This window comes from Marinobacterium rhizophilum (assembly GCF_024397915.1).
Taxonomy (GTDB): domain Bacteria; phylum Pseudomonadota; class Gammaproteobacteria; order Pseudomonadales; family Balneatricaceae; genus Marinobacterium_A; species Marinobacterium_A rhizophilum_A.
In genome coordinates this window covers 382,865-405,570 of sequence record NZ_CP073347.1, presented here as the reverse complement: position 1 = coordinate 405,570, position 22,706 = coordinate 382,865, and the positions used below count along the sequence as shown (strand labels likewise).

At 61.2% G+C, this 22,706-nt stretch carries 18 protein-coding genes; 1 reads left to right on the top strand and 17 read right to left on the bottom strand.

Translation table 11 applies throughout. From position 1 onward, the window contains the following. Nucleotides 1-34 precede the first annotated feature (34 nt). The 5 genes from KDW95_RS01730 to KDW95_RS01710 form a co-directional block, all read right to left on the bottom strand. Nucleotides 35-526, bottom strand: a complete 492-nt coding sequence (locus KDW95_RS01730) for a YiiD C-terminal domain-containing protein (protein WP_255854511.1) — start codon at nt 524-526, stop codon at nt 35-37. A 1-nt stretch (nt 527) separates the two neighbouring features. Next, entirely contained in the window at nt 528-1,088 is a 561-nt protein-coding gene (locus tag KDW95_RS01725) for a nitroreductase family protein (protein WP_255854510.1), read from the bottom strand. A gap of 42 nt (nt 1,089-1,130) precedes the next feature. Continuing rightward, nucleotides 1,131-1,958, bottom strand: a complete 828-nt coding sequence (queF, locus tag KDW95_RS01720; protein WP_255854509.1) for an NADPH-dependent 7-cyano-7-deazaguanine reductase QueF — start codon at nt 1,956-1,958, stop codon at nt 1,131-1,133. After that, a complete protein-coding gene (locus tag KDW95_RS01715) occupies nt 1,955-2,728 on the bottom strand; it encodes an ABC transporter permease (RefSeq protein ID WP_255854508.1) in 774 nt (257 codons plus the stop codon). Before KDW95_RS01715 ends, queF begins: the two co-directional genes overlap by 4 nt. 81 nt (nt 2,729-2,809) lie before the next feature. Next, complete coding sequence (locus KDW95_RS01710; protein WP_255854507.1) at nt 2,810-3,745, bottom strand: ABC transporter ATP-binding protein; 936 nt, start codon at nt 3,743-3,745, stop codon at nt 2,810-2,812. 234 nt (nt 3,746-3,979) lie between these two features. Here KDW95_RS01710 and KDW95_RS01705 point away from each other — a divergent pair, with 234 nt between their 5' ends. Next, nucleotides 3,980-4,378, top strand: coding sequence for a PA2817 family protein (locus KDW95_RS01705; RefSeq protein WP_255854506.1), 399 nt, complete (start codon nt 3,980-3,982; stop codon nt 4,376-4,378). A 38-nt stretch (nt 4,379-4,416) separates the two neighbouring features. On the opposite strand, the gene KDW95_RS01700 is transcribed toward KDW95_RS01705, so the two are convergent. The 12 genes from KDW95_RS01700 to KDW95_RS01645 all read right to left on the bottom strand — a co-directional run bounded on the left by KDW95_RS01700 (nt 4,417) and on the right by KDW95_RS01645 (nt 22,706). Further along, a complete protein-coding gene (locus tag KDW95_RS01700) occupies nt 4,417-4,623 on the bottom strand; it encodes a DUF3565 domain-containing protein (RefSeq protein WP_255854505.1) in 207 nt (68 codons plus the stop codon). After that, nucleotides 4,620-6,566, bottom strand: a complete 1,947-nt coding sequence (locus KDW95_RS01695) for a sensor histidine kinase (protein ID WP_255854503.1) — start codon at nt 6,564-6,566, stop codon at nt 4,620-4,622. Before KDW95_RS01695 ends, KDW95_RS01700 begins: the two co-directional genes overlap by 4 nt. Nucleotides 6,567-6,641: 75 nt before the next feature. Continuing rightward, complete coding sequence (locus KDW95_RS01690; RefSeq protein ID WP_255854501.1) at nt 6,642-8,420, bottom strand: SLC13 family permease; 1,779 nt, start codon at nt 8,418-8,420, stop codon at nt 6,642-6,644. Between the two features lie 272 nt (nt 8,421-8,692). Beyond that, on the bottom strand, nt 8,693-11,557 hold the full coding sequence (locus KDW95_RS01685; protein WP_255854500.1) for a bifunctional diguanylate cyclase/phosphodiesterase: 2,865 nt from the start codon (nt 11,555-11,557) through the stop codon (nt 8,693-8,695). A gap of 9 nt (nt 11,558-11,566) precedes the next feature. Further along, a complete protein-coding gene (locus KDW95_RS01680; RefSeq protein ID WP_255854499.1) occupies nt 11,567-12,766 on the bottom strand; it encodes a hypothetical protein in 1,200 nt (399 codons plus the stop codon). 151 nt (nt 12,767-12,917) lie between these two features. Then, nucleotides 12,918-13,346, bottom strand: a complete 429-nt coding sequence (locus KDW95_RS01675; RefSeq protein ID WP_255854498.1) for a hypothetical protein — start codon at nt 13,344-13,346, stop codon at nt 12,918-12,920. Between the two features lie 277 nt (nt 13,347-13,623). After that, nucleotides 13,624-15,069: a hypothetical protein gene (locus KDW95_RS01670; protein WP_255854497.1), complete on the bottom strand. Its 1,446-nt coding sequence runs from the start codon at nt 15,067-15,069 to the stop codon at nt 13,624-13,626. Between the two features lie 61 nt (nt 15,070-15,130). Beyond that, a complete protein-coding gene (locus KDW95_RS01665) occupies nt 15,131-17,245 on the bottom strand; it encodes an acetate--CoA ligase family protein (protein ID WP_255854496.1) in 2,115 nt (704 codons plus the stop codon). A 96-nt stretch (nt 17,246-17,341) separates the two neighbouring features. Next, the gene (locus tag KDW95_RS01660; protein WP_255854495.1) at nt 17,342-18,379 is read right to left on the bottom strand and encodes a TAXI family TRAP transporter solute-binding subunit; all 1,038 of its coding nucleotides are present in this window, start codon (nt 18,377-18,379) and stop codon (nt 17,342-17,344) included. Between the two features lie 108 nt (nt 18,380-18,487). After that, the gene (locus KDW95_RS01655; protein ID WP_255854494.1) at nt 18,488-20,374 is read right to left on the bottom strand and encodes a TRAP transporter permease; all 1,887 of its coding nucleotides are present in this window, start codon (nt 20,372-20,374) and stop codon (nt 18,488-18,490) included. 104 nt (nt 20,375-20,478) lie between these two features. Beyond that, entirely contained in the window at nt 20,479-21,573 is a 1,095-nt protein-coding gene (locus KDW95_RS01650) for a porin (RefSeq protein ID WP_255854493.1), read from the bottom strand. 359 nt (nt 21,574-21,932) lie between these two features. Further along, nucleotides 21,933-22,706 (bottom strand): enoyl-CoA hydratase/isomerase family protein, encoded by a 774-nt coding sequence (locus KDW95_RS01645; protein ID WP_255854492.1) that lies wholly within the window; start codon nt 22,704-22,706, stop codon nt 21,933-21,935.

Sequence of the window (22,706 nt, the reverse complement as noted above, 5' to 3'; positions counted from 1 at the left end):
GCCTGTTAAGGCCGGAAGAAGAAAACAGAAGGGCTCAGATGCCGCCGGCAGTCTGGCCAGAAGGAGAGGAATCACGCAGCAAGGCGACATAACGCCCCGCCATGCGCATGGCTACCCGCTCCCCCTGACACAGCTCGATTACCAGGTCCAGGCGGGCCCTGCGCTTGCTGCCAAGACGCTCAAGAAAGGCATCCAGGCTTGCCGTATCGGGCAGACGGGCGTGGGCAACAAAATCGGCGGTCACGGGAGACAGGTACTCCAGGTGACTGTCCGCAATCACCAGGTCGCAATCCAGCCCTTGTTCCCGCAACAGCAACGTGGCCAGGGACCAGCCACAGATGGTGGCCAGGGTGGCCTGGGATCCGCCAAAGCCGGTACCCTTGTCGTTGACGTTGGGCGCCAGCGCCGCCGGAATCGAGAGTCGCTGACCGTCGTACCCAATGGCCCCCAGACCCATATGATTGAGCAGCGGTATCTGGCCCAGCAGCCAGCGCTGAAACTCGGCAATGTCTGGGGGAGCCCTCACCTCAGGCGCCGTCCCAGCGGGCCACAAAATCGGCGGGTTCCAGCGCCTGGGTGGTACGCTGTCGGCTCGGCGTGCCCAGGTAGATATAGCCCACCAGGGATTCGTGCTCGCCCAGTCCCAGCCCCTGCAGGACCTGCGGGTCATAGGCCGGATCTCCGGTGCGCCACATCGCGCCGACCCCCATGGCATGGGCCGCGGTAACAATGTTGTTGGCCGCGCAGCCCGCCGAAATGAGCTGTTCGATCTGTGGCACCTTCGGATGCTCGCGGGTAACGCCAATCACCACGACGACCATGGGCGCACGGCGCGGCGCCTTCTGCAGTTTCTCGCCACGCTCCGGCGCCAGATCCGGGTCCTTCGCCCGGGCAGAGGCCAGAAACAGCTCACCCAGGCGATCCAGGCCTTCACCCTCGATCACCAGGAAGCGCCAGGGGTGAATACCGCCATGATCCGGCGCCCGCAGCGCGGCGCGGAACATCTGCTCCAGCTGTTCTTCGTTCGGACCCGGCGCTTGCAGCAGTGGAATCGATACGCGGTTGATCAATGCATCCAGTGCATCCATGAATGTCGCTCTCCTGTCAGGAACTAAAGGGGATGGCTACGCTTACTGCCGACCCAGCCTAAGGTTGGGGGCGTCACCCGGCTGGCTGCTGCGATAGGGGTTTATATCCAGCCCGCCGCGACGCACGTAGCGGGCGTAGACACTGAGCGACTCCGGGCGACACTGCTGCCAGATATCCATAAAGATATTCTCGACGCACTGCTCGTGAAAGTCACCGTGCTCACGGTACGAGATCAGGTAGCGCAGCAAACCCTCGCGCTCGATGCGTGGCCCGCTATAGCGCACCTGGATACTGGCCCAGTCCGGCTGGCCGGTCACCGGGCAGTTGGACTTGAGCAGGTGACTGTAGAGACTTTCTGCAACCACCTCGCCAGCGGCGCACAGCAGTTCAGGCGCCGGCTGGTAATGTTCGATGTCCACATCCAGGTCATCGATGCAGCTGCCCTCGAAGGCACCGATCGGCGCACTGGCATCAGGCTCGATCAGGCACACGCCAACGGTCGCGCCCGCAGCGGCGGACAGGTCCCGCACCATGAGTGCGGCAACCTCGGCTTCGGTCTCGAAACGGCTCAGGTTGAAGGAATTAAGGTACAGCTTGAAGGACTTGGACTCAATGATATGGCTGGAACTGGCCGGAATGCGAAACTCCGCCAGGCGCACCACCGGCTTGCCGCGGCCGTTGAGCCAGGACACCTCGTAGGCATTCCAGATATCCTCACCTGCGAACGGCAGGCTTGCACGCTCGATACCGCGTTTTTCCCAATTGAGATTACGTCCAATCGGGTACAGCTGACCGGCATCGTAGGTATTTACATAGGCGGTGCCCTGCCCCAGCGGTGACTGGTGCAACACCTGATCTTCATGACTCAAGAGCGGATCCCCTTGCCTTTTTGCAGCAGATACAAAGAATAGCTGAACAGCACAGCGATCACCGCCAGCAGCATGCTGAAGGCAAAGGCAATACTGATATCACTGACACCCAGGATGCCGTAGCGGAAGGTATTCACCATGTACAGGATGGGGTTCAGCATCGACACTCCCTGCCAGAACTCCGGCAGCAGCTGGATTGAATAGAACACACCGCCGAGGTAGGTCAAGGGCGTCAGCACGAAGGTCGGCACGATGGAAATGTCATCAAACGAATTGGCAAAGACCGCATTGATAAAGCCCCCCAGCGAAAACAGCACCGAGGTCAACAGCACGATGCTGATGGTGACGAAAAGATGGTGCACCTGAAGGTCGGTGAAAAACAGCGACAGCAGTGTCACGATCAGGCCCACGCCCACGCCCCGGGACACCCCGCCCACCACATAGCCGCTGAGAATGACCCAGTTGGGGATCGGTGACACCAGCAGTTCCTCGACGTTACGCTGGAACTTGGTGCCATAGAACGACGATACGACGTTGCCGTAGGAATTGGTGATCACGGACATCATGATCAGGCCCGGCACTATGTATTCCATGTAGTCGAAACCACCCATCTCACCAATGCGACTGCCGATCAGATTGCCGAAGATAATGAAATACAGTGTCATGGTGATGGCAGGCGGCAGCAGTGTCTGCGGCCAGATACGCATGAATCGGCGTATTTCCTTGACGACAATCGTCCAGAAAGCAATAAAGAGCTCCCGCGGTTTCATGCACTCTCCTGTTTACACGTAATCAGATTTTGCCGGCCCAAAGACCTGGGCGCGAACGGGAAAAAAGTGCCGTAACATGGCTCAGGCACGTTTTTCATCCTTGAGGTTCTTGTCCACCAGGGCAACGAACAGCTCTTCGAGCCGGTTGGCCTTGTTGCGCATGCTTTGCACTTCAATGCGTTGCTGCGACAGCTCGGCGAAGAGCCCGCTCAGACCCTGGTTCTTTTCCACATCCACCACCAGTGTATGGTCGTCTTCGAGCCGCGCCCGGTATCCGTTCAGCGCCGGCAATGCCCCCTGGGGGGGATCGATATCCAGAATAAAGGTCTCGGTATTGAGCTGCTGCAACAGTGCCTTGACACTGGTGTTCTTGACAATGCGGCCGTGGTCGATGATGGCGATATTGCGGCACAGGCTCTCGGCCTCTTCCAGGTAGTGGGTTGTCAGGATGATGGTCGTGCCGGCCCGGTTGATCTCCTGCAGGAAAGCCCACATGGAGCGGCGCAGCTCGATATCGACCCCCGCCGTGGGCTCATCGAGAATCAGCACCCTGGGCTCATGCACCAGCGCCCTTGCAATCATCAGGCGACGTTTCATGCCGCCGGACAGCATGCGCGACACCTGGTTGCGCTTGTCCCACAGGCCCAGCTTTTTCAGGTAGTACTCGGCCCGTTCCCGCGCCTGGCGCGGCGCTATGCCGTAGTAGCCCGCCTGGGTGGTGACGATATCGATCACCTTTTCGAACTGGTTGAAATTGAACTCCTGGGGCACCACGCCCAGACACATCTTGGCCTGGGCATGGGCGCGATCCAGACTGTGGCCAAAGACTTCCACCTCCCCCGAGCTCTTGTTGACCAGGGACGAAACGATGCCCAGCGTGGTGGACTTGCCGGCCCCGTTGGGACCAAGCAGGGCAAAAAAGTCGCCCTGCTGTACTTCCAGCGAGATGCCCTTGAGCGCTTCAAAGCCATTACCGTAGGTTTTACAAAGATTGCGTATCGATAGCGCGGCGGTCATGTATTCATCCTGTCTGTTCGGCCTGCGGGAGACGCTGTATGGGTGTGCTGGCCCAACGGGAGTTCCCCGGTGGATCAGACGGCACAGGCGACGGGGTCAGAGGGTCTCTATATGCGGCCGGTTGCGTTCGATTTCAAGCGCACGCCGGCCCAGGTAGAAAATGACAGGGCACAAGGCTCGCCCCCGGGCCATCCTTTGCTAGAATAACGCCCCTTCCACCGAGGCCAGGCACCGATGATCGCAGACTATTTTCAGTTTCACCTAAATTTGCTCAAAGTCGCCAGCAACAACCTGCTGCGCCACGCGCCCTTCAACCAGGACGAGCTGCCCGAAAACGAGGCGGAGTTCCAGCAGCAACTGCTGCAATTGGTTGCCGACATGGAGCAGCAGCGCGGTGATTATATCGAATCCGGCCAGCAAATTCTGGCCCGCCTGGTACGACATTACCCCGACCTGGTACCGCTGGTGCCGCGGGACCTGTTCTGGCTGTTTGGCGGCGAGCTGCTGCACTTCATGCCGGACGATGAACTCGATATTTTCCAGCAGCTGGACGAGCTGCGCCACGAGGCCGAGGCGGCGGGGGAAGCATTCAATTACGAGCAGGTGCGCGCCCGCCTGCTGGACCTGAAATAGCAGGCGCCAGCAACCCGGGCGCCGGTTGAGCCCTTCATTCAACGGACATCGACGGGCTCCCCGGCGTCACATTTCCTGCACTCAAGCATGACACCCAGCTTCGACTGCCGGCCCTGCTCGGTCACCACCCAGGGTCTGTTCATCCAGGGAGGATTGTGCCGCACGTGCTGAAAGTGGCCGCAGGCCAGCTGCGCCACCCAGTCCCCCTGCTCATCGAGGTGATAACCGGTGATCGGCTGCTTCATGCCGGCACGGCCGCCGCGCTCAGCGGCAATTCGAAATAGAAGCAGGCGCCCTCCCCCGGGGTACTGCTGCACCCCAGGGTACCGCCGTGCTTTTCGACAATTTCCTTGGTGATCGCAAGCCCCAGCCCGGTGCCACCCTTGCGGCGCGTATCCGATGAATCCGCCTGGGAGAACTTTTCAAAAATGCGGTGCTGAAAATTCGCCGCAATGCCAGGCCCGGTATCCGTCACACTGATCCGCACCCGGTCGTTCTGCACGCAGCTGTCAATCAGCACCTCGCCATTGGCAGGCGAGTACTTGATGGCGTTGGACAGCAGATTCGACATGACCTGCATCAAACGGCCTTCAACACCCAGCACCCATAGGTCCCCAGGTTCATCCGGCTGCCGGCGACAGTGCACCTCGTACTTGTCCGCGTAGCCCTGCATCGAACTGACGGCATTGTCGAGCAGCGACGAGACGGATACGGGATCGAGCTGAAAAGTACCGCTGGAGAGCTGGATCTTGTTGATGTCCAGCAAATCATTGATCAGGCGCTCCAGCCGGTGGCTGTTGTCATAGGCGATGTTGAGCATCTGCTGTGCCGGTGCCGGCACCGCTCCCAGCTTGTTGCTCAGCATCAGCCCGAGCGCCCCCTTGATCGACGTCAGTGGAGTGCGCAGCTCATGACTGACCGTGGAGATAAACTCATCCTTCATGCGCTCGACCTTGCGGCGTTCAGTCACATCATTGAAGACAACCACGCTACCGACCACCCTGCCGTCCGCGCGCAGGGGCGTACGGGTATACTCCACCGCATAGTTGGTCCCGTCCCGCCGCCAGAACCATTCATCCTCCACCCGGCAAGGCGCATCCAGCGTCTCGCTGCGCACGCTTGTCTGCACGCCGGGCTGAATGAGCGTGCGCATGTGAATGCCCTGCAACTCACCGGCATCGTACCCCAGGATCTGGCAGGCCGCAGGGTTGGGGAAGGTCACACGGCCTGCCAGGTCAAGGCCGTAGATACCCTCGCCGACGGCGTCCAGCAGCAGACGATTGTGTTGCTCGGACGCCGCCAGCGCTTCGGTGGCATCGCTGATTCGCCAGGCCAGCAGCATGACCAGCAACAGCAGCATGATCGAGGTCACAGAGGAAATCAGCGCTGCGGCATAGGGTACCGGCAACCAGCCGGCCTGGATCGAGTAGACCGCGCCGCCTACCAGTATAAAGGGCAACAACAGCGCAAACGGCAGTGCTTTTCGGACCAGAAGACTGCCGATACCCTGGCGCACCAACAGCGAAAAGAAACCGCAACGGCTGCGCCGCATGAGCACCAGGGCGCCCAGCGCCACGAAACAGGCCAGGGTCTGCAACGACGTGACCGTAAAGGACGACTGACTGAACAGCTGTGAGGCCCTGAAACTGTAACCGGCAATAATAATGAAGATCATCGCCAGCATGGCGACGCTCAGGCAGTCCGCAATCGCGTTACGCCAGCGCCCGTGCAAGGCGGACTCGGCCAGCAGTGTCAGACTGACGATCACGAACAGCAGCGCCGTCTGGATGGACATGCGCCCCGGCAGGTCGACCGCGGCATCCGCCGCCAGCAGGGTATCGAGCCAGAGAAGCTGCCCGCGGGCATGCCCCAGCAGCGCAGTACCGGCAAGCACCAGTACCAGCAAGGCACAGCCGCAGGCGCCGGCCCGCCCCAATTTGCCCCGGCCCGATCCTGCCGCGAGCTGGTTCGCCAGGCACAGCAAAAAGGCAAGTGCCGTATTGGCCTTCATCAGAAACCAGCCATCGGGCAGCCGCGCGCCCACCTGCGGTACCAGCCAGCCCAGCAGCACCCCGGCCGCGACCACCAGTATCAGCGTCATGCTGATCACCCGGATGCGCCCTGTCAGGCCGCCGTGAATCCCCCCGGGTCGGGCCGCGAGCAGTGCTCCCTTGTCTGGCCTGTGCATGTCTTGAATTCCCTTTCGTTCAGTGCGCCATTAATCTGGCGATCATATGGGCCTGCGAGCCGACAGGTCGGCCAGCTATAGCGGCCAGACCAGCAAAATCAGTGGCACCGCCAGCAGCACGATCAAGATCTCCAGCGGCAAGCCCATGCGCCAGTAATCTCCGAAGGCATAACCGCCCGGCCCCAGCACCAGCGTGTTGGACTGGTGGCCGATGGGCGTCAGAAAGGCACAGGACGCGCCCACCGCCACCGCCATGAAAAACGGGTCTGGGCTGACCCCCAGCCCAAGGGCGATTCCGTAGGCCAGCGGCGCCATGATCACCGCCGTGGCCGCATTATTGATAATGTCCGACAGGAACATGGTCACCACCAGCACCAAGCCAATGACCAGATACACCGGAATGCCGTCCGTCACGGCCAGTATCTGTGCGGCGAGCAGCTGCGTAAGGCCCGTGCTCTGCAACGCAGCACCCACCGGAATCATGGCCGACAGCAATATGATCACCGGCCAGTCGATGGCATCGTACAGGTTGCGCACCGGCAAGATATCGAGCAGCAAATAGACCATGACGGCCAGCGAAAAAACGATGGCCAGCGGCAATACCTTGGCCACCCCCAGGGCAATGGCCACGGCAAAGATGGTCAGGGCGATGGCAACCTTCTTGGGTTGTCCCAGGCTGAGATTGCGTTCGGCCAGCGGAATCATGCCCAGCTCGCTCAGCTGTTCGTCCACATCATCGGCAGGCCCCTGCAACAGCAGGATATCGCCGGCCTGGAACTGTTCACGCCGCAGGCGATGGCGCACCTGCTGCCCTTCCCGTGCCAGCCCCACCAGCGCCAGCGTACTGTGGCTGCGCCGACGCAGAAAAGGCACATCGCGCCCCTCAAGCACCGACCCCTTCTTGATCACGCCCTCCACCAGCACAAGGTCACCCTGGGTAAGCTCGGAAAACTTCTTGTCGGCACTGGTAATCAGCTCCAGGTCATTCTTGTCGAGCAACGGCTGAATTTCCGACGGATCGGCCTGCAGTATGAGGATATCGCCGGCGCTGAGAACCTGGCCTGGGCGCAGCGACAGCGTTCTGCCGTGGCGATGGGCCACGCCCACCACCTCGATACTGCTGTCATCCAGGCCGTCGATCTCCTCCACCGGTCGGCCAACCAGCGTGGAATCGGCCGTTACTATCACTTCGGTCAGATAGTCATCAATGGCGAACAGCTGCTCGGGGGAACTGCGCTTGAGGCGCGCCGCCGGAATCAGGCGCCAGCCCAGCAGCGTAACAAAGAGTACCCCCATCAGCGCAATAGCCACCCCGACAGGCGAAAAATCGAACATGCTAAAAGCTTCACCACTCACTTCGGCCCGCATCATGGCGATAATAATGTTGGGCGGTGTGCCGATGGCCGTGGTCATGCCTCCCAGGATGCTGCCAAAGGCCAGCGGCATCAGAATCAGCGCCGGCGAGCGCTGGTGCCTGGCGCAGGTGGCCAGCGCAACCGGTAACAGCAGCGCCAGGGCGCCGACATTGTTCATGAAGGCCGACGCCAGGGTGACCACGGCCGTCAGTATCAGGATATGGTTGAGGGGGTGTTCGGTGTAGGGCAGTATTTTCTGAACGATCATGTCCACCACGCCGGATCGGCGCAGCGCGTCGGAAATCACCAGCACCGCCGCGACCGTGACCACCGCGGGATGGCCGAAACCCGCAAATGCATCCTCTGGCCCCACCAGGCCGGTAAGAACACAAAGCCCCAGGGCGATTGCCGCCACCACATCATGGCGATACTTCCCCCAGACAAAGAGCACCAGCGTCAGCAGCACTATGGCGGTAATCAGCCATTGATCAGAATTCAACTACAAGCTCCCTGCAACCCTGTTGCGCGGACGCCGCTTCAGCGGGCGCGAACACCCAGAATACGGACAGCGGCACGAAAAAACCAGCCGCAGCGGACTGAAGAGCGAAGCCACCACGCTCTTGTAGACGCAGGTCAGAACGCGGCCACGGCACCAGGGCGGCGAGTCAGGCATCCAGGCGCCCACCGTGCCCTGGCAGGCTGTTGAAAAACGACCTGCGTTGCTGTCGCAGCGTTAACGAGGCCAGACCCAGCGACACAGCAACACCAGGCTCAGCAGGAACCGGCCATGCCGTGCTGATCGACAAAGTCCCACAGAGCCGGCGGATCCAGCGGACGACTGTAGTAATAACCCTGGATGTGGTGACAGCCGTGCCTGAGCAGGAAGTCGAGCTGCTCGCTGGTTTCCACGCCCTCGGCGAGCACTCCTATCCCCAGGCTGCGACACATGACGATAATCGCCTTGACGATGGCCTCGTCATCCCGGTCCTGGCCGATGTCGCGTACAAAGCTCTGATCGATTTTCAGGGTATTGATGGGCAGGCGTTTCAAATAACTCAGGGACGAATAACCGGTACCAAAATCGTCCATCGACAGGCTGATGCCCCGTTCGCGCAGCTGTGTCAGCTTGCTGACGGTCAGCTCCGGCTGGCGAATAACGAAGTTCTCGGTAATTTCCAGATCCAGCAGGCTTGCCGGCAGGCCGGCCTGAGCCAGGGCCTCGTCCACCTCCTGCAGCAGACGCTCATGGGCTATTTGCGGACCGGCCAGATTGACCCCCATACGAATTGGAATCATCCCCGCCTGCTGCCACTGGGCCATCTGCCGGCAGGCCTCGTTCAGGACCCAGCGCCCCAGCGGGACGATCAAGCCCATTTCCTCGGCCAGCGGAATAAAACGCCCCGGCGAGACGGCGCCAAACTCGGGATGCTGCCAGCGCACCAGTGCCTCCATGCCACACACACGGCCGCTGAGCGCATCCACCTTGGGCTGATACTGCAGGCTAAAATCGCCCCGATCCGTTGCCCGGCGCAGTTCGTTGCCCAGCGCGAAGCGTTCAACCCGCACACTGCCCTGCGCCGTATGATAGACCCCGTAACGCCCGCTGCCCTGCTCCTTGGCCTCGATCATCGCAAGGTCTGCACTCTTGACCAGGTCGGTGGCGTCCCGCCCGTGTTCCGGAAACAGACTGATACCAATGCTGAGGGTACTGTAAATCTCGTAGCCATTCAGATGGAAGGGTTCAACGAAGGAGCCAATCAAGCGACGCGCCAGCCCGGTCGACGCCGCCATAGCGTCCTGATCGCACTCCAGCATCAGCACGAACTCGTCGGCCCCCAGGCGCGCCAGGAGGTGCTCTTCACTGCCCGCCTCACCGAGGCGCAGCGCCACCGCCTGCAGCAGCTGATCGCCAACATGGTGCCCGAGGCTGTCATTCACACCCTTGAAGTCATCGATATCGCAGCACAGCAGGGCCAGCTCCCGGCCGGACTGGGCGGCAGATTTTATTGTCTGCACCAGCGCCTCGAAAAACAGCTGTCGGTTGGGCAAGCGGGTCAGCGGATCATGGTTGGCCAGCCAGTACAGGCGGCTTTCGGCATGGCGCCGCTCGGTCATGTCCAGGCCAATGGACAGAATCGTCGCATCATGATCCTCCGTGCCCCGCAGCCGCGAGTGCTGCCACGAGAGGTGCAGTTCACGCCCGTCCGCGGACATAAAGCGCGTATCAAGCTGCACGCGCCGGCTCTCGCCCGCATAGAGCGAACTCAGCTGCACCACCGCATCCTCACTCTCGTCCAGCAGGCCGATGGCATCAAAGCGGCAACCCGGCACTGACGGCAAAGGCAGCCCCAGCAGGCGACAACCGTGCTGGTTCAGCGATTGAATTACGCCATCGCGGTCCTGTGTCAGAATCACCGCCTCGGCGGTATCAAACAGACTGGTAACAAAATCCCGCTCGCGCTGCAGCGCCGCACTGCGGCGCTCCAGGTGCAGGGTATGATCGGCAACGGTCTCTTCCAGCTCGTCCAGCCGGCTGGCCAGCTCAACGGCACTGCCGGCCAGCACATCCAGTTCGTCGGGCAGGGCCCTGGACCCCAGCCGTGCCGGCAACCGCTGCAGTTGCTGCCTGCGCTGGCCGCCGACGCTGGCCAGTTGCGGCAACTGCTCGGCGAGGCGCCCGAGATAGCCCAGCGGGCGACGCAGCATCAGCGCCAGCAACGCCAGCGCCAGCACAATGCCCGCCAGCGCCACTGTGATATCAAACAGGCGCCGCTCGCGCATGGCCTCCAGCGGCGCCGTGATGTCACTCAGTATCACCCAGTAAGCACGGGTGTCCGATACATCCTTCTGCAAGGGCGCGAGCTGCAGCTGCAACTCGCGCCCCTCGTGTCTCAGGCGCAGAGGCACGGCGGGGTTTTCCCGCGCCACTGCCAGGCTCAAGGATGCAAGCAGGCCCGCGTAGCGATCACGGTTGGTCAGCGCCACCAGGCGCCACGGCTGCCCATCTCCCTGTTCCGGCGACGCCAGCATAAGGCCAATATCCCCGCTACTCTGGCGGTGATACTCCAGCACCACATCCAGCATCGGGCTGCCGACCAGCAGCACCACGGTCTCCCCGCCGCTCAGCATCAGCGGAATGGCAACATAACGCAGACAGTCCTGTACGCAGGCAATGCTGCGCTGCGGCTGCTCACGTTCAAGCACCTGCAAAATCACCTCGGGCCTGATATCCAGCGCGGTGCCCCAGGCCCGCTGCAAATGGCCGTCAACACCGTAGAGTTGCACCAGATCCACCACCCCCAGCATCAGGGCTTCGCCGGCGCGTGCGTCCATAGTTCGGGCCAGCTGCAGCACCCGTCCCCCGCTGTGGGCCGCCTCCGATTCGCCGTGCGGTGGCAGCAACAGAAGCTGGGCAATATCCAGCAGACGCCGGTAACTGCTTTCCACCGTGGCGTTGAGCATGTCCAGCTGCTGCTGGTTGCGGGCACTGAGCTCAGCTTCCAGCTCCTGCTGCTGCTGCGAATAGGACAGGGCCTGGGCCAGCGCGTAGACCAGGGAGAGCGTAAGCAGCAGCGTCAGCAACAGTTTCCATTTCAGACTGACAAAAGTACCGCTGCCCTTGCGCCTGATGACCATGTCTGCCCCTTAAAAACGGTACGTGGCCTGCAGCGCAAACAGGTTCCAGTTGCGCCGCAGTTTCAGGTTATCCGGGTTGTCCTGCACCGGCAGCCAGAGTGCGCCACGCACGCGGTGCCATTCCGCTCGCAGCAGCCAGGCCGGCGTGGGCTGCCAGCCCAGCCCCAGGACCAGGTCCCGGGCATAACGCACCGCGGGCTGTGCCGCGATCCCCACGTCTGCCAGCCGCGCCTGATAGGCCAGCCCGCTGCGGTCATCGCGATCGAGGTAGGCCTCGCCGTAGCGCAGCACCAGATCCCAGCGTGACTGAAAATGATATTGCGCCTGCAGATACCAGGCCTCCAGCTCCACCTCGGGTTTCAGTGCCACGGCACCACCCAGTTCGCCCCAGTCTATCCGCTGCAGCATGTACTCCGACGTGAACAGCCAGCGCTGGTAGCGGGCCTGAGCCGACAGTACCGCGATATCCACCTTGAGCTGACCATCCCCTGGTAGCAGTGCGGGAACCGGGTCATCGAACGCCTCGTAATCGAGATCAAAACTCAGCAGCGACACACCGGCACGCCAGCGCTCCTGCGTGTCAGCCAGAATCACGCGACCAATCGCCGCAAGACCGGATTCAAACTCTCCGGGCATGTCAGCGCCCAGGTAGGCGTACTCCACGGAGGCATCCTTTTTGGGCACCCCCAGCACCAGGTCCAGATCCAGATTTAGCCCGCCGGCCATGCCATGGCGATAGAGTCCTGCGCCATCGACGGACAGCGCGAGGTCCCGTGACATGTCGTAGTAGACTTCCTGAGCCAGCAATATCGATGGCCGTGTAAAGGCGACATCCCGGGTGTCGTTATAGAAGCCATAGGGCACCTTGAGGCGCCCAAGGCGCAGGCCACTCTGCGTATCAAGACCGTCCTGCAGGCGCCAATCCAGCAGCAGATAATCTATCTGGGGTGACCCGTCATTCACATTGCCGGCACGGCGGGACATCAACTGGCCGGCCAGCAGAACATCTGATTTTGGCCGCCAGGAGGCATTGATTGCCAGCTCCCGAAAATCAAGGCTGCCGCCATCGCTGTCGCCATAAATATTATTGTGATCGGTGAGAAAATACCCCTGGGTGACAAAGCCGTTGACACGCAAATCACCGCCAGCGTCATCGTCGGCCCGCCCCGGCAGTGACGCCAGAAACAGCGCCATAGCCGCCAGATACACCAGGGCACCTCGAAAAACCGTGACGAACGGGCTTAGAGGCAAGGCGCACGGAGCGCAGGAGCCGCAGTGTATGGGGTATACATGAGGATTCCGAGCACCGCGCAACGCAGCATATGAGTCGCGCAGTAGGTTTTTCGAGATGCCCGCCAGACTATTCGATTTCAATGACCCTCACCCCCTGAACTTCGTCGACCGCTGACTCAAGGTAGCCGATCGCCCCCTCGGTATGACGTACCCAATAGAGCATGTCTTGTGCGGACTCGACGGCTCTGGGAGCCTGCACGGCGCCCGAAAAAATATATCGATCCCAGATGCCGCGCAACTGATAGGGAAAGACACCCAGTGTCTGTTTAACGAAACGGCTGTGCGCCGGATGCTGATCGTCAAACACAATCAGCGTGACAGGCTGCCCCTGGGGCCAGTGTCGAGTGCGCAGGGAAAACAGTGAAAAAAGATGGGTCGAACTGAGAGAGTCGGCCTGAACGCCGGGGTGGGCAATCACCACTTGCGACCACAGGCTTTGCACCGGCAACAAGCCGAGCAATAAAACCAGTGCCCAAAATCGCATGAAATTGCCCACAATCCCTTGTTGTCCCTGATATTCCTGTAGATCAGATGCCAGTATAGGAAAGAATGAGCCGAAGCTATGGATTATTGTTGCCGCAGCCCGTTGCTATCGACTGAAGCACCGGGCACGAATCATGGCGATGGAAACTGCAGGTGTAGCAGGTCTAAGTGCTCATGCTCATGTCTATGGAGGATGGAAAAACAGGATACACGACCCTCCAGGGGTGGCAGGCTAGCAGGTACCGGGCCTGTGCCAATTTACGACCCTGCCCGTTTGGCATGATCAGCGATCACAAAACAGAGCCCGCGACTGCCGCTTCCCAGTAAACCCAAAGCGTCAGTATCAGCATGACGGCCAAGCTGTAAAGCCCGTTCCAGGCAAACCCAACCTGGCCGGGGCCGCGCATGATATTGCGCGAAACGATCAGCACCGGTTGCGCAAAAGGCGACAACCCTGCCGTCACGCACCAGGCCCCCAGCAGCGCTACAGCAAAAACGACGACGGGAAAATGCACCTGTACGATATAGTTCGACAGGCCCGCCACGATGGTCACCGTGACCATCGGATTGACCCCCAGCAGACCCAGTACGGGAATGCTCCAGGCCGCCGCAATCACCAGTCCGACGGGGGAAAAAATCCCCGTCGCCAACACTGCATCTATTTGCTCCGGGCTGATCCGGCTGGCCACCAGAACACCGATAAAGACACTGCTGCCCATCAAACCGATTTCGTTGTACTGGCTTGAAAAGCCGTCGAATAACTGCGATCTGAAGGCCTCGGCCAGGCCTGCGGGACAAGACGGAAGATCCCGCTGCTGCAACAGAGACCAGGCGATGGAGAACAGCGGGAATCCGATCACCACGGCAATGACGAAACGCACATCCAGCCACAACACCAGGCCGAATGTCAGCCCGCAGAGTACCGAGAACAGCACCAGCAGCGGCGCCAGCAAGGGGAACAGCGCGACCTTCCCGGCGCTCATTGGCTGCATCGGCGCATCAACCGGACTGGCCACGGGACGGTGTCGGGAACATAGCAACTGATCCAGCACCCAGCCCAGCAACAACGACAACAACGCCATGGCAGCACAGTATGGCAACAGCAGACGCCACTGCAGCCCGGGCACCATGGCCAGCATCAGGGCAACGAACATCGAGGTCGGTGCCCAGCTTTGCGCCATGCAGTGGCCGCGCAGTACCGCCGTGATCATGCGACGTTCGCGCAGCAGTCGCATGTCCGGGCGCTGCACCGCGGTGTCACCCTGATTGCCACGGTGAACCGCGGTCGACAGTATATTCAGGGCGCCGGCGGCCAGCAGGGCGCTGAGGAACTGACCGCCGCCATTGAGCAGCAGATAGCGCCAGGACGGCTTGACGCCGCCGACGATATCGCCGACCTTGCCAATCAGGCTCGACCCCTGCGCCGCGTGCCGCAACATGCCGAGGGCGGCGAGGAATGAGGCGAACAGGCAAGCCCGGGCCGCCCCCTCGAACAGGGCCGCGTCAATATCCAGCCCCAGCAGACGCATGGCGGCGACGCCCAGCAGCACCCCCAGCAGCAGCACTCTCAGGTCACGATTCAAGCGGGTCAGGCTGGTGACGAAATAGACCACCAGCGCCCCGCTTGCCAGAAGCATGAAAGCCCGCTGCTGGTAAAACTCGAAGCCAACGGTGCCCGCCACAACGATAAACAATGCCAGCGCGGCTGCGCTCTGGCGGATACTCAAGCGAGACATTGCCCGGCTCCTATTGAGTTGCGGCTGCGCCGGCGGGATCTGCACCGGCCAGGATCACGCCTCAGTCAGCGGTGACCAGCACCGCATCGAGCGCCACCGCGCCCTGACCTTCAGGCAGTACCAGGAAGGGGTTGATATCGATGCTTTCCAGTGAGCTTTCATGCTGCTTGGCAAACACCGACAGGCGCGACAGCGCCTGTGCCAGCGCCTCGACATCGGCGGGGGGCTGCCCGCGCTGCCCTTCAAGCATTGCGGCGCCACGGATTTCACCGACCATGCTGCGCGCTTCCTCAATACCGAAGGGTGCGACGCGAAAGGTCACGTCCTTTAGCACCTCGACGAAGATACCGCCGAGGCCGAACATCACCACCGGGCCGAACGTCGGGTCCCGGTAGGTACCGAGAATGACTTCGACGCCATTGCTGACCATCGGTGCGACCAGGCAGCCATCCAGACGGGCATTCGGTGCCGCCTGTTTCGCCACCGCCATGATGCTTTCGTACGCATCGGCCACCGCCCCTTCGCCCCGGAGGTTGAGCTTGACGCCGCCGATATCGGACTTGTGCAGGATATCGGGCGAAACGACCTTCATGACCACCGGCTGATCGATGCACTTGGCCGCTTCCACGGCCTCTGTGGCGCTATTCACCAGCCGGTGTTCGACCACCGGGAAACCGGCGCTCGACAACAGCGCCAGCGCATCCACTTCACTGTAGCGCTTGGCCTCCAGCGTCCCGGCCTGTGACTGGCACTGCAGCTCGGACGGGCTCTGCCAGGGCTTGGCGAAGGTTCTGGCGAAGAAGCGCAGTGCGCTCACCGCCCGGGTCGCATGGGTGGGCTCCTCAAACACCGGTATGCCCGCCTGCTGCAGGCGAACACGATCTTCCAGCCGATTCAGCCCCACCACGCTTAGCAGCGTATCGGGGTGGCGCCGCGCAACCTCGATCCAGGTGTCCGCCAGCGGGGATGACGGCTGCGTCCGCGCCAGGGCACCTTCGAAAAACACCAGGCTGGAATAATCGCCCTCCGTAACCACGATATCGGCGACCTGCTTCAAGATCGAAAGATCGCTCAGCACCTGCCCGGTCGCATCGATCGGGTTCTGGGTACCGGCAAAGGGAATGATGTCCCTGATTTTGCGCTGTGCCTGTTGTGGCATGGCCGCCACGTCCAGGCCACGCCGGGAGGCGTCGTCAGCCATCAAGACGCCCATGCCTCCGGACGGCGTCACCAGCCCGACCCTGGCATCCGGTGGCAGTTTGCCAACCGAACAGGCCAGGCCGATATCGAAGAACTCCTCCACGCTGCTGGCACGGTAAACCCCGTACTGGCGCAGTACCGCGTCGAATACCTCGTCGGAACCCGCCAGCGCGGCGGTATGGGATGCCGCCGCCGCCGCCCCGGCTTCGGAACTGCCGAGCTTGACCATCACCACCGGCTTGCGGTTGCGTCGCGCCAGTTCCAGCGCTTCCAGAAGCTTGGGACCGTTGCGACAGCCTTCCATGTAGGCCAGGATGACCTTGGTGGACGGGTCCGCGGCGAGAAAGGCCAGACCATCCGCCAGCTCGACGTCCGCCTCGTTACCCGTGGTGATCAGGTAGCTGAACGACACGCCCCTGTCCTGTGCCAGGTAATGGGAGAAGCCGCCGAAGGCGCCACTTTGGCTGACCAGGCCGATATTGCCGGCGGTCATCTTCGAGGCGGCAAACGCCGGATGAAAGGTTGCCGGCATGGCGCGGGTAAAGTTGACCACGCCCATGCAGTTGGGCCCCAACACCCGGATGCCGGTGCGGCGGGCGATCGCGAGCAGACGCTGCTGTGCGTCAACGCCGGTCTCGCCCACTTCCGAAAAGCCGGAACTGAAAATAATGGCGCCGCCGATACCCTTCGCGGCACAGGCCTGCAGCGCGCCTTCAACCAGCTTGCCGGGCACCGCAATTATCGCCAGGTCCACCGGGCCCGGAATATCCGCGACATTGGCCCAGGCCGGCAGCCCCTGCACCCTGTCCGAGGCCGGGTTGACCGGGTAAATGGCGCCCGCAAAGCCCTGCCGCTGCAGCAGCGCCAATGGACGTCCACCGATTTTCTGCGGGTCGGTCGAGGCGCCGATAATGGCGATAGACTGGGGATTGAACAGCCGCTGCAACGACTCGATATCGATCAGTGTTTCGAACATGACTCAAGACTCCGGTACTTTCCAGTGTAAACGGCAGAGACAACGACAAGGGCGGGACAGGCTGACCCACCTCCCGGCGTCGACGATGCGGAACGATCAGCGGGCTTGCGGCGGCACCAGCGCCTCCGGGATCTCGAAACCGCCTTCCTTGTAGAAGCGATAGGCCCCCAGGTGCAGCGGTGTCACCATCTGCCGGAAGGCGTTGTCGCGGTTGATCGCCTTCATCCAGGGGGCCGTCTGATGCAATTCCGGCAGGTTGTCGAACAACGTTTTGGTGACGTTGTAGACTGTCTCTTCATCGACCCCGACGTGGGTGCCCAGGCCGACATAGGCGCCGAGCGTGTAGACGTCCGCCTCGTTGGTCTGGTTCTCGCCGTACACTGCAGGAGGGATGGTTTCCAGCGATTTGCCTGGCATGCTGAACAAACTTTTCACATCCGGCTTGTCCAGTAGCGCTTGCGGAATCCCGAGCAGGCGGATCCTGTCCGACAGGGCTATCTGCGACAACTGGCTGTAGGGGACGGTATTGGGACCGATATAAGCATCGATCTGGCGATCCTGGAACGACTGGATGGCGGTGCTCCAGTCGTAGAAGGCAACCTCATAGTCCTCGTTGGGCTTGTAGCCGGTCACCGCTTCGAGCAGGCTGGTGGCGGAGCTGAACGCCTGCCCGCCGCGGGGGCCGATAAAGACCTTCTTGCCCTTGAGGTCAGCGAGGCTCTTGATACCCGAGTCCTCGTACACGACAAACTGATAAGCCCCAAGCGGGTAACTGACGACCGACCGAACCTTTTTGTACAGTTCGGGCGCATCGGCGAGCTTGGCGAACATATCGGTGCCCTGCTCCATCGACAAATCGATGGCGGGAGCGCTTAGATAGAAATCCACATTGCCCTTGGCGGCGTCCAGCGTGCTGCGGCTGGCCGCCTTGCCGCTGGATAGCTGTATCTCGTACGGATACTGTGTCTGCACCAGATCGACCAGCGCTACCGAGAAGACATAGGGTGAGCTGCCCGGTGCCAGGGTATCCATCTTGAAATATTTTTCAGCCGCCATCACCGGGCCAGACGCCAGTGCCGACAACAGACAACCGGCGGAAAACTTCGCAATTATTTTTATGGACGCGCTTATCATGTTTATCTCCATCGTTTTGCACACTGCGAGCTTCCTTGCGCGACAACCGTTCGGCCGACGAGTGAAGCCCGGACACCTTGAACTCAATACATGGACCGGCCGTGCAGGTCAGAGCACCTGGCCTGCGACCTCTGGACGCCTGGCGATGATCATCCCCCTGGCGAGCAGCAACAACGCCGCTGCCAACCCCAGGCCCTGCCATAGCGGATCGTCCAGCAACAACAGAGTGCCGGCCAGCAAATGCGCGACGCGGACCCAGATGCCAAGGGGCGCACTCAAGTAGCCCACCAGTCCGGAACCGAGTAACCAGATCGCCAACAGCAAGCGCGCAGCGATCCACAGCAGGCTCTGGACACTGAAGTCACCCAGCAGCAGCAACTCCGGGTTGTAGACGAACACGAAGGGAATCACGAAACCGACGAAGGCCAGCTTCATCGACACGAAGGCGGTCGCCATCGGATTGGCGCCGGCAATCGGGGCGGCAGTAAAGGCCGCCAGCGCCACCGGTGGCGTCAACGCCGACATGATGCCGAAGTAGAACACGAACATGTGGATCGCCAGGGGTTCCAGCCCCAGATTGGTCATGGTCTTGCCCATCACCAGCACGATGATCAGGTAGGCCGGCAGGGTCGGCATACCCATACCCAGCGCCAGGCAGGCGACCGCCATCAGCACCAGACCGATAAACAGGCTGTCGCCACCAAGGCTCTGTACCAGCAGCGCGAACTTGAGCCCGAAGCCGGTCAGGTTGAGCACCGCCAGGATCACGCCAATGGACGCCACCGCCACCAGGATCTTGGCACCGGCAATACCGCCCTGCGCCATGGCCTCCAGCAAAATGGCGGGCTTGCGCCGCACCGCCGGGTTGATGAATCCGAGCACCACCGCAGCGATCGTGGCCCAGAACCCCGCCATCGCCGGCGAACGGCCGAGCAGCAGCACAGCGATAATGGTCAGAATCGGGCCGATAAACATAATGGCATTGATCCAGTCACCTTTATCAAGGCGCTGACGCTGCTCTGGCGGCAACGGCTGGATGCCGGCCTTGCGCGCCTCCAGGGTTACCATCAGGAACAGATTGCCGTAGTAAAACAGCGCCGGAATCAGCGCCGCCAGACAGATCGTCAGGTAGGGCGTCGCAGTCAGGTCCGCCATCAGGAACACCGCGGCACCCATCACCGGCGGCATGATCTGGCCACCGCTGGAGGCCGCGCCTTCAACGGCACCGGCAAAGGCGGGACTGAAGCCCCGGCGCTTGATCATGGGAATGGTAAAGGAGCCGGTCCCGGCCACGTTGGCGGTGACACTGCCGGACATGGAGCCGAAGAGCGCGCTGGCGACAATGGCCGCATGCCCCGCCCCGCCCCGGGTATGGCCGGTCAGATAGAAGGCGATCCGGATCAGGGAGTCGCCGGCACCGCTGCGCTCAAGCACCACGCCGAAGACGATAAACACGAAGATCAGCTGTACCACGACACCGGTCGGAAAGCCGAATACACCCTGAAGACCATACCAGATCGTCTCGACAGACTGCTCGAGTGAAAAGCCGGAGTGGCTGAATACCCAGGGCATATAGGCGCCGTACAGGCAATAGACCAGGCTGAAGCTGGACACCAGCAATAGTGGCAGGCCGAACACCCTGCGGGTCAGCTCAAACAGTGCCAGCACCGCCAGCAGCGCCAGCCACTGTTCCTCAATGCTAAAGCTCACCAGCAAACTGTCCACATCCGCCGCCTTCTCAATCAGCAGGTAGATCGCGGCGGCAATGATGCCGAACAGGAGAATATCGAACAGATAGCCAAGGGCTTTCAGCCAGCCATGGCGCATAAACGGCTCAAGCGCGAAGGGCTTGAGCAAAACAATCAGCGCTGCCGAAAACGCCAGCGCCAGACTGCGGTGCACGGTCGGCTCCCAGCCACCGGCGTAGGCCGAGTAGAGGGCCTGTAAAGCCAGGCCAAAGCCAATCACGAGCGTCACTGCCTTGATGGTTCGCACTCCACACCTCCCCCACAAAGGGTTGGGACCGCCTCCGAAAGCATGCCGCCTGCGGGGGATCCGAGTTTTATTGTTTGTCACCCGATTCTATTAAAGCAACCGATTTAATGCAATCGGTTTAATTTTCTGTGCAGACATTTTCCGCACCTTGCGCCAGCCACACAAACGGCACGGGCCTCGCCGTCGCAGCGCCGGCCAAGAAGGGGTTCACCGGCACCGCGAAGCAGGCCCGGCCAAAAGGTGAACTTGACGCCGGCGCTCAGGTTATCCTTGCTATCCACCTCGAACTCGCCGGCTTCGACAAAGAACTCCAGCTTGTCGTGGGGCTGATACGTCAGGCTGATCAGCATGGCGTCCTCATCCTGCACGGCGGCATCGTCGAAGTCCTTGTCGATGTAGCCCAGCCCCAGGCGCCACCGCGGCACGAACTCGTAGCTGGCCGCCACCCCCAGCACCTGCGAATCACCGGCCGGGTCTTCGTCGTTGTGCTCGAACGTCAGCCCCAACTGCAGGCTCGGCCAGGTGTAACCCAGGCTCAGGGCCGAACGAACGTAATCCTCGGTGCCGGGCAGCAGCGCTTCCCGGGTGATCACCTGCCCCGCGCCCAGGTGCAAACGGGTATCGTCATAGACGACGCGGTAGGACCAGACATCGATATCCTCATCGTTATCGTCCTTGAGGGTCAGGACGCCAACGACTGCACGAGCGTTGTGAAACGTCGGCGTGATGTAGGCCAGCACATGGCTGGCCAGTTCCGCCTGGCGGAACAGCGCGCTGGGCTGCTCCTTGTGCGCTTCGTTGGTTTCGAAGATATCGATCGGCCCGTACAGGTCCTTCTGCTGACCGCTTTCGGTACGCGGCGCCAACACAGCAACGCCGTACTGGCTGGGGAACAGCAGCCGCGCACGGCGCACCGTGACCTCGTTATTGTCACCACTGCTGGCATCCTGGTTGTCGTTGACCGCATCGACGAAGTCCGCTTCGAACTGGTACAGCACGCGATAGTCGGCGAGCTGATAATTGCCTTTGAGACCGAACCGTACCTCGAACGCTTCGGCGGTGAAGTCCTTTTCATCCCCCTGGTCGATGATACGACCCGCCAGGCTGCCGTACATGTCTGGCATTTTAATAGCGTCGTCTGCGGCAAGCGCGGCCGTGGAGAGGGTGGCTGCAACAAGCCCAAGAGTTAACCTTTTCATCTTTATATCCATGATTATTATTTTGAATAAACGAATATCGAAAAACTAAATTAAATCACTTGATTTACTAAAATATAATCATCCTGATTGATATTCAGCCAACAAAACAAATCAAATACTTTAATTAATTATCACATACCGAAAACCTGTTCGTGATATATCGCGCAGAGGGATGCACAGCTGTTCTACTGCACAGCGGGCCTGTGCAGAGGACGGCTTTGCAGCGGTTGCGGCAATGCTAAATTCCCTGACGCTCATGGTGGGCCGAATGACAAAGCGGGATGCCCAGTGGTCTGTACAGGGTCATGAAAAGAGGTGTCATTGACGCCTCTTTTCGATTCAGAACCGGCCGCGCCCGGTCAATAACCCCGGAATACGGGCTTGCGCTTTTCCCTGAAAGCGGCGACACCTTCGCGGAAGTCCTCGCTGCCGATGGCGCGGTGCTGATATTCGGCTTCGCGAATCACGGTTTGATCCAGGCTCAGGTCGACGGCATCGCGCAATACCTGCTTGCTGAACGCCAGCGACAGCGGCGGACGCTGCAGCAGCCGGCCGGCCCAGGCCCGCGCCTCATCCAGAGCCTCACCCTTGGCGACAACGCGGTTGGTCAGGCCCAATTCAAGACAGCGAGCCGCCGGCAGACGCTCGGCCTCGATAATCAGCTGATAAGCGCGCTTGTAGCCCAGTTCTTGCACCAGGTGCCAGCAGATACCGCCATCCGGCACCAGGCCGATATTGCTGAATGCCTGCACCAGCGCTGCATCCTCGGCCATGACCGACAGGTCGGCCGCCAGCGCGAAGGCGGCACCGATGCCCGCAGCGGCCCCCTCAATGGCGGCGATCACCGGTTTATCCATGCGGCTGATCTGGCCGATCATGTTTTTGTAATTCACCACCAGATTCTCGACCACAGACAGAGTACCCAGGGTCGAAAGATCGGCCCCAGAACAAAACCCCTTGCCGGCACCGGTCAGCAGGACAACACCGGCCTCCGGGTCCTCGGCGACTCGCTGCAACGCATGCTGCAGATTCGTGCGCAGTTCATTATTGAATGCGTTGAGCACCTCGGGTCGGTTAAGCTCTATCGTGGCGATGCCACCGCTCACGCTGTAATTGACAGTCGGGTATTCCAT

What these genes read in the sequence shown, in the direction of transcription:
- KDW95_RS01710 (WP_255854507.1), bottom strand. Translation starts at nt 3,745, where the DNA reads ATGACCGCCGCGCTATCGATACGCAATCTTTGTAAAACCTACGGTAAT.
- KDW95_RS01650 (WP_255854493.1), bottom strand. Translation starts at nt 21,573, where the DNA reads ATGAAAAGGTTAACTCTTGGGCTTGTTGCAGCCACCCTCTCCACGGCC.
- KDW95_RS01725 (WP_255854510.1), bottom strand. Translation starts at nt 1,088, where the DNA reads ATGGATGCACTGGATGCATTGATCAACCGCGTATCGATTCCACTGCTG.
- KDW95_RS01670 (WP_255854497.1), bottom strand. Translation starts at nt 15,069, where the DNA reads ATGTCTCGCTTGAGTATCCGCCAGAGCGCAGCCGCGCTGGCATTGTTT.
- KDW95_RS01685 (WP_255854500.1), bottom strand. Translation starts at nt 11,557, where the DNA reads ATGGTCATCAGGCGCAAGGGCAGCGGTACTTTTGTCAGTCTGAAATGG.
- KDW95_RS01660 (WP_255854495.1), bottom strand. Translation starts at nt 18,379, where the DNA reads ATGATAAGCGCGTCCATAAAAATAATTGCGAAGTTTTCCGCCGGTTGT.
- KDW95_RS01705 (WP_255854506.1), top strand. Translation starts at nt 3,980, where the DNA reads ATGATCGCAGACTATTTTCAGTTTCACCTAAATTTGCTCAAAGTCGCC.
- KDW95_RS01700 (WP_255854505.1), bottom strand. Translation starts at nt 4,623, where the DNA reads ATGAAGCAGCCGATCACCGGTTATCACCTCGATGAGCAGGGGGACTGG.
- KDW95_RS01695 (WP_255854503.1), bottom strand. Translation starts at nt 6,566, where the DNA reads ATGCACAGGCCAGACAAGGGAGCACTGCTCGCGGCCCGACCCGGGGGG.
- KDW95_RS01715 (WP_255854508.1), bottom strand. Translation starts at nt 2,728, where the DNA reads ATGAAACCGCGGGAGCTCTTTATTGCTTTCTGGACGATTGTCGTCAAG.
- KDW95_RS01645 (WP_255854492.1), bottom strand. Translation starts at nt 22,706, where the DNA reads ATGGAATACCCGACTGTCAATTACAGCGTGAGCGGTGGCATCGCCACG.
- KDW95_RS01665 (WP_255854496.1), bottom strand. Translation starts at nt 17,245, where the DNA reads ATGTTCGAAACACTGATCGATATCGAGTCGTTGCAGCGGCTGTTCAAT.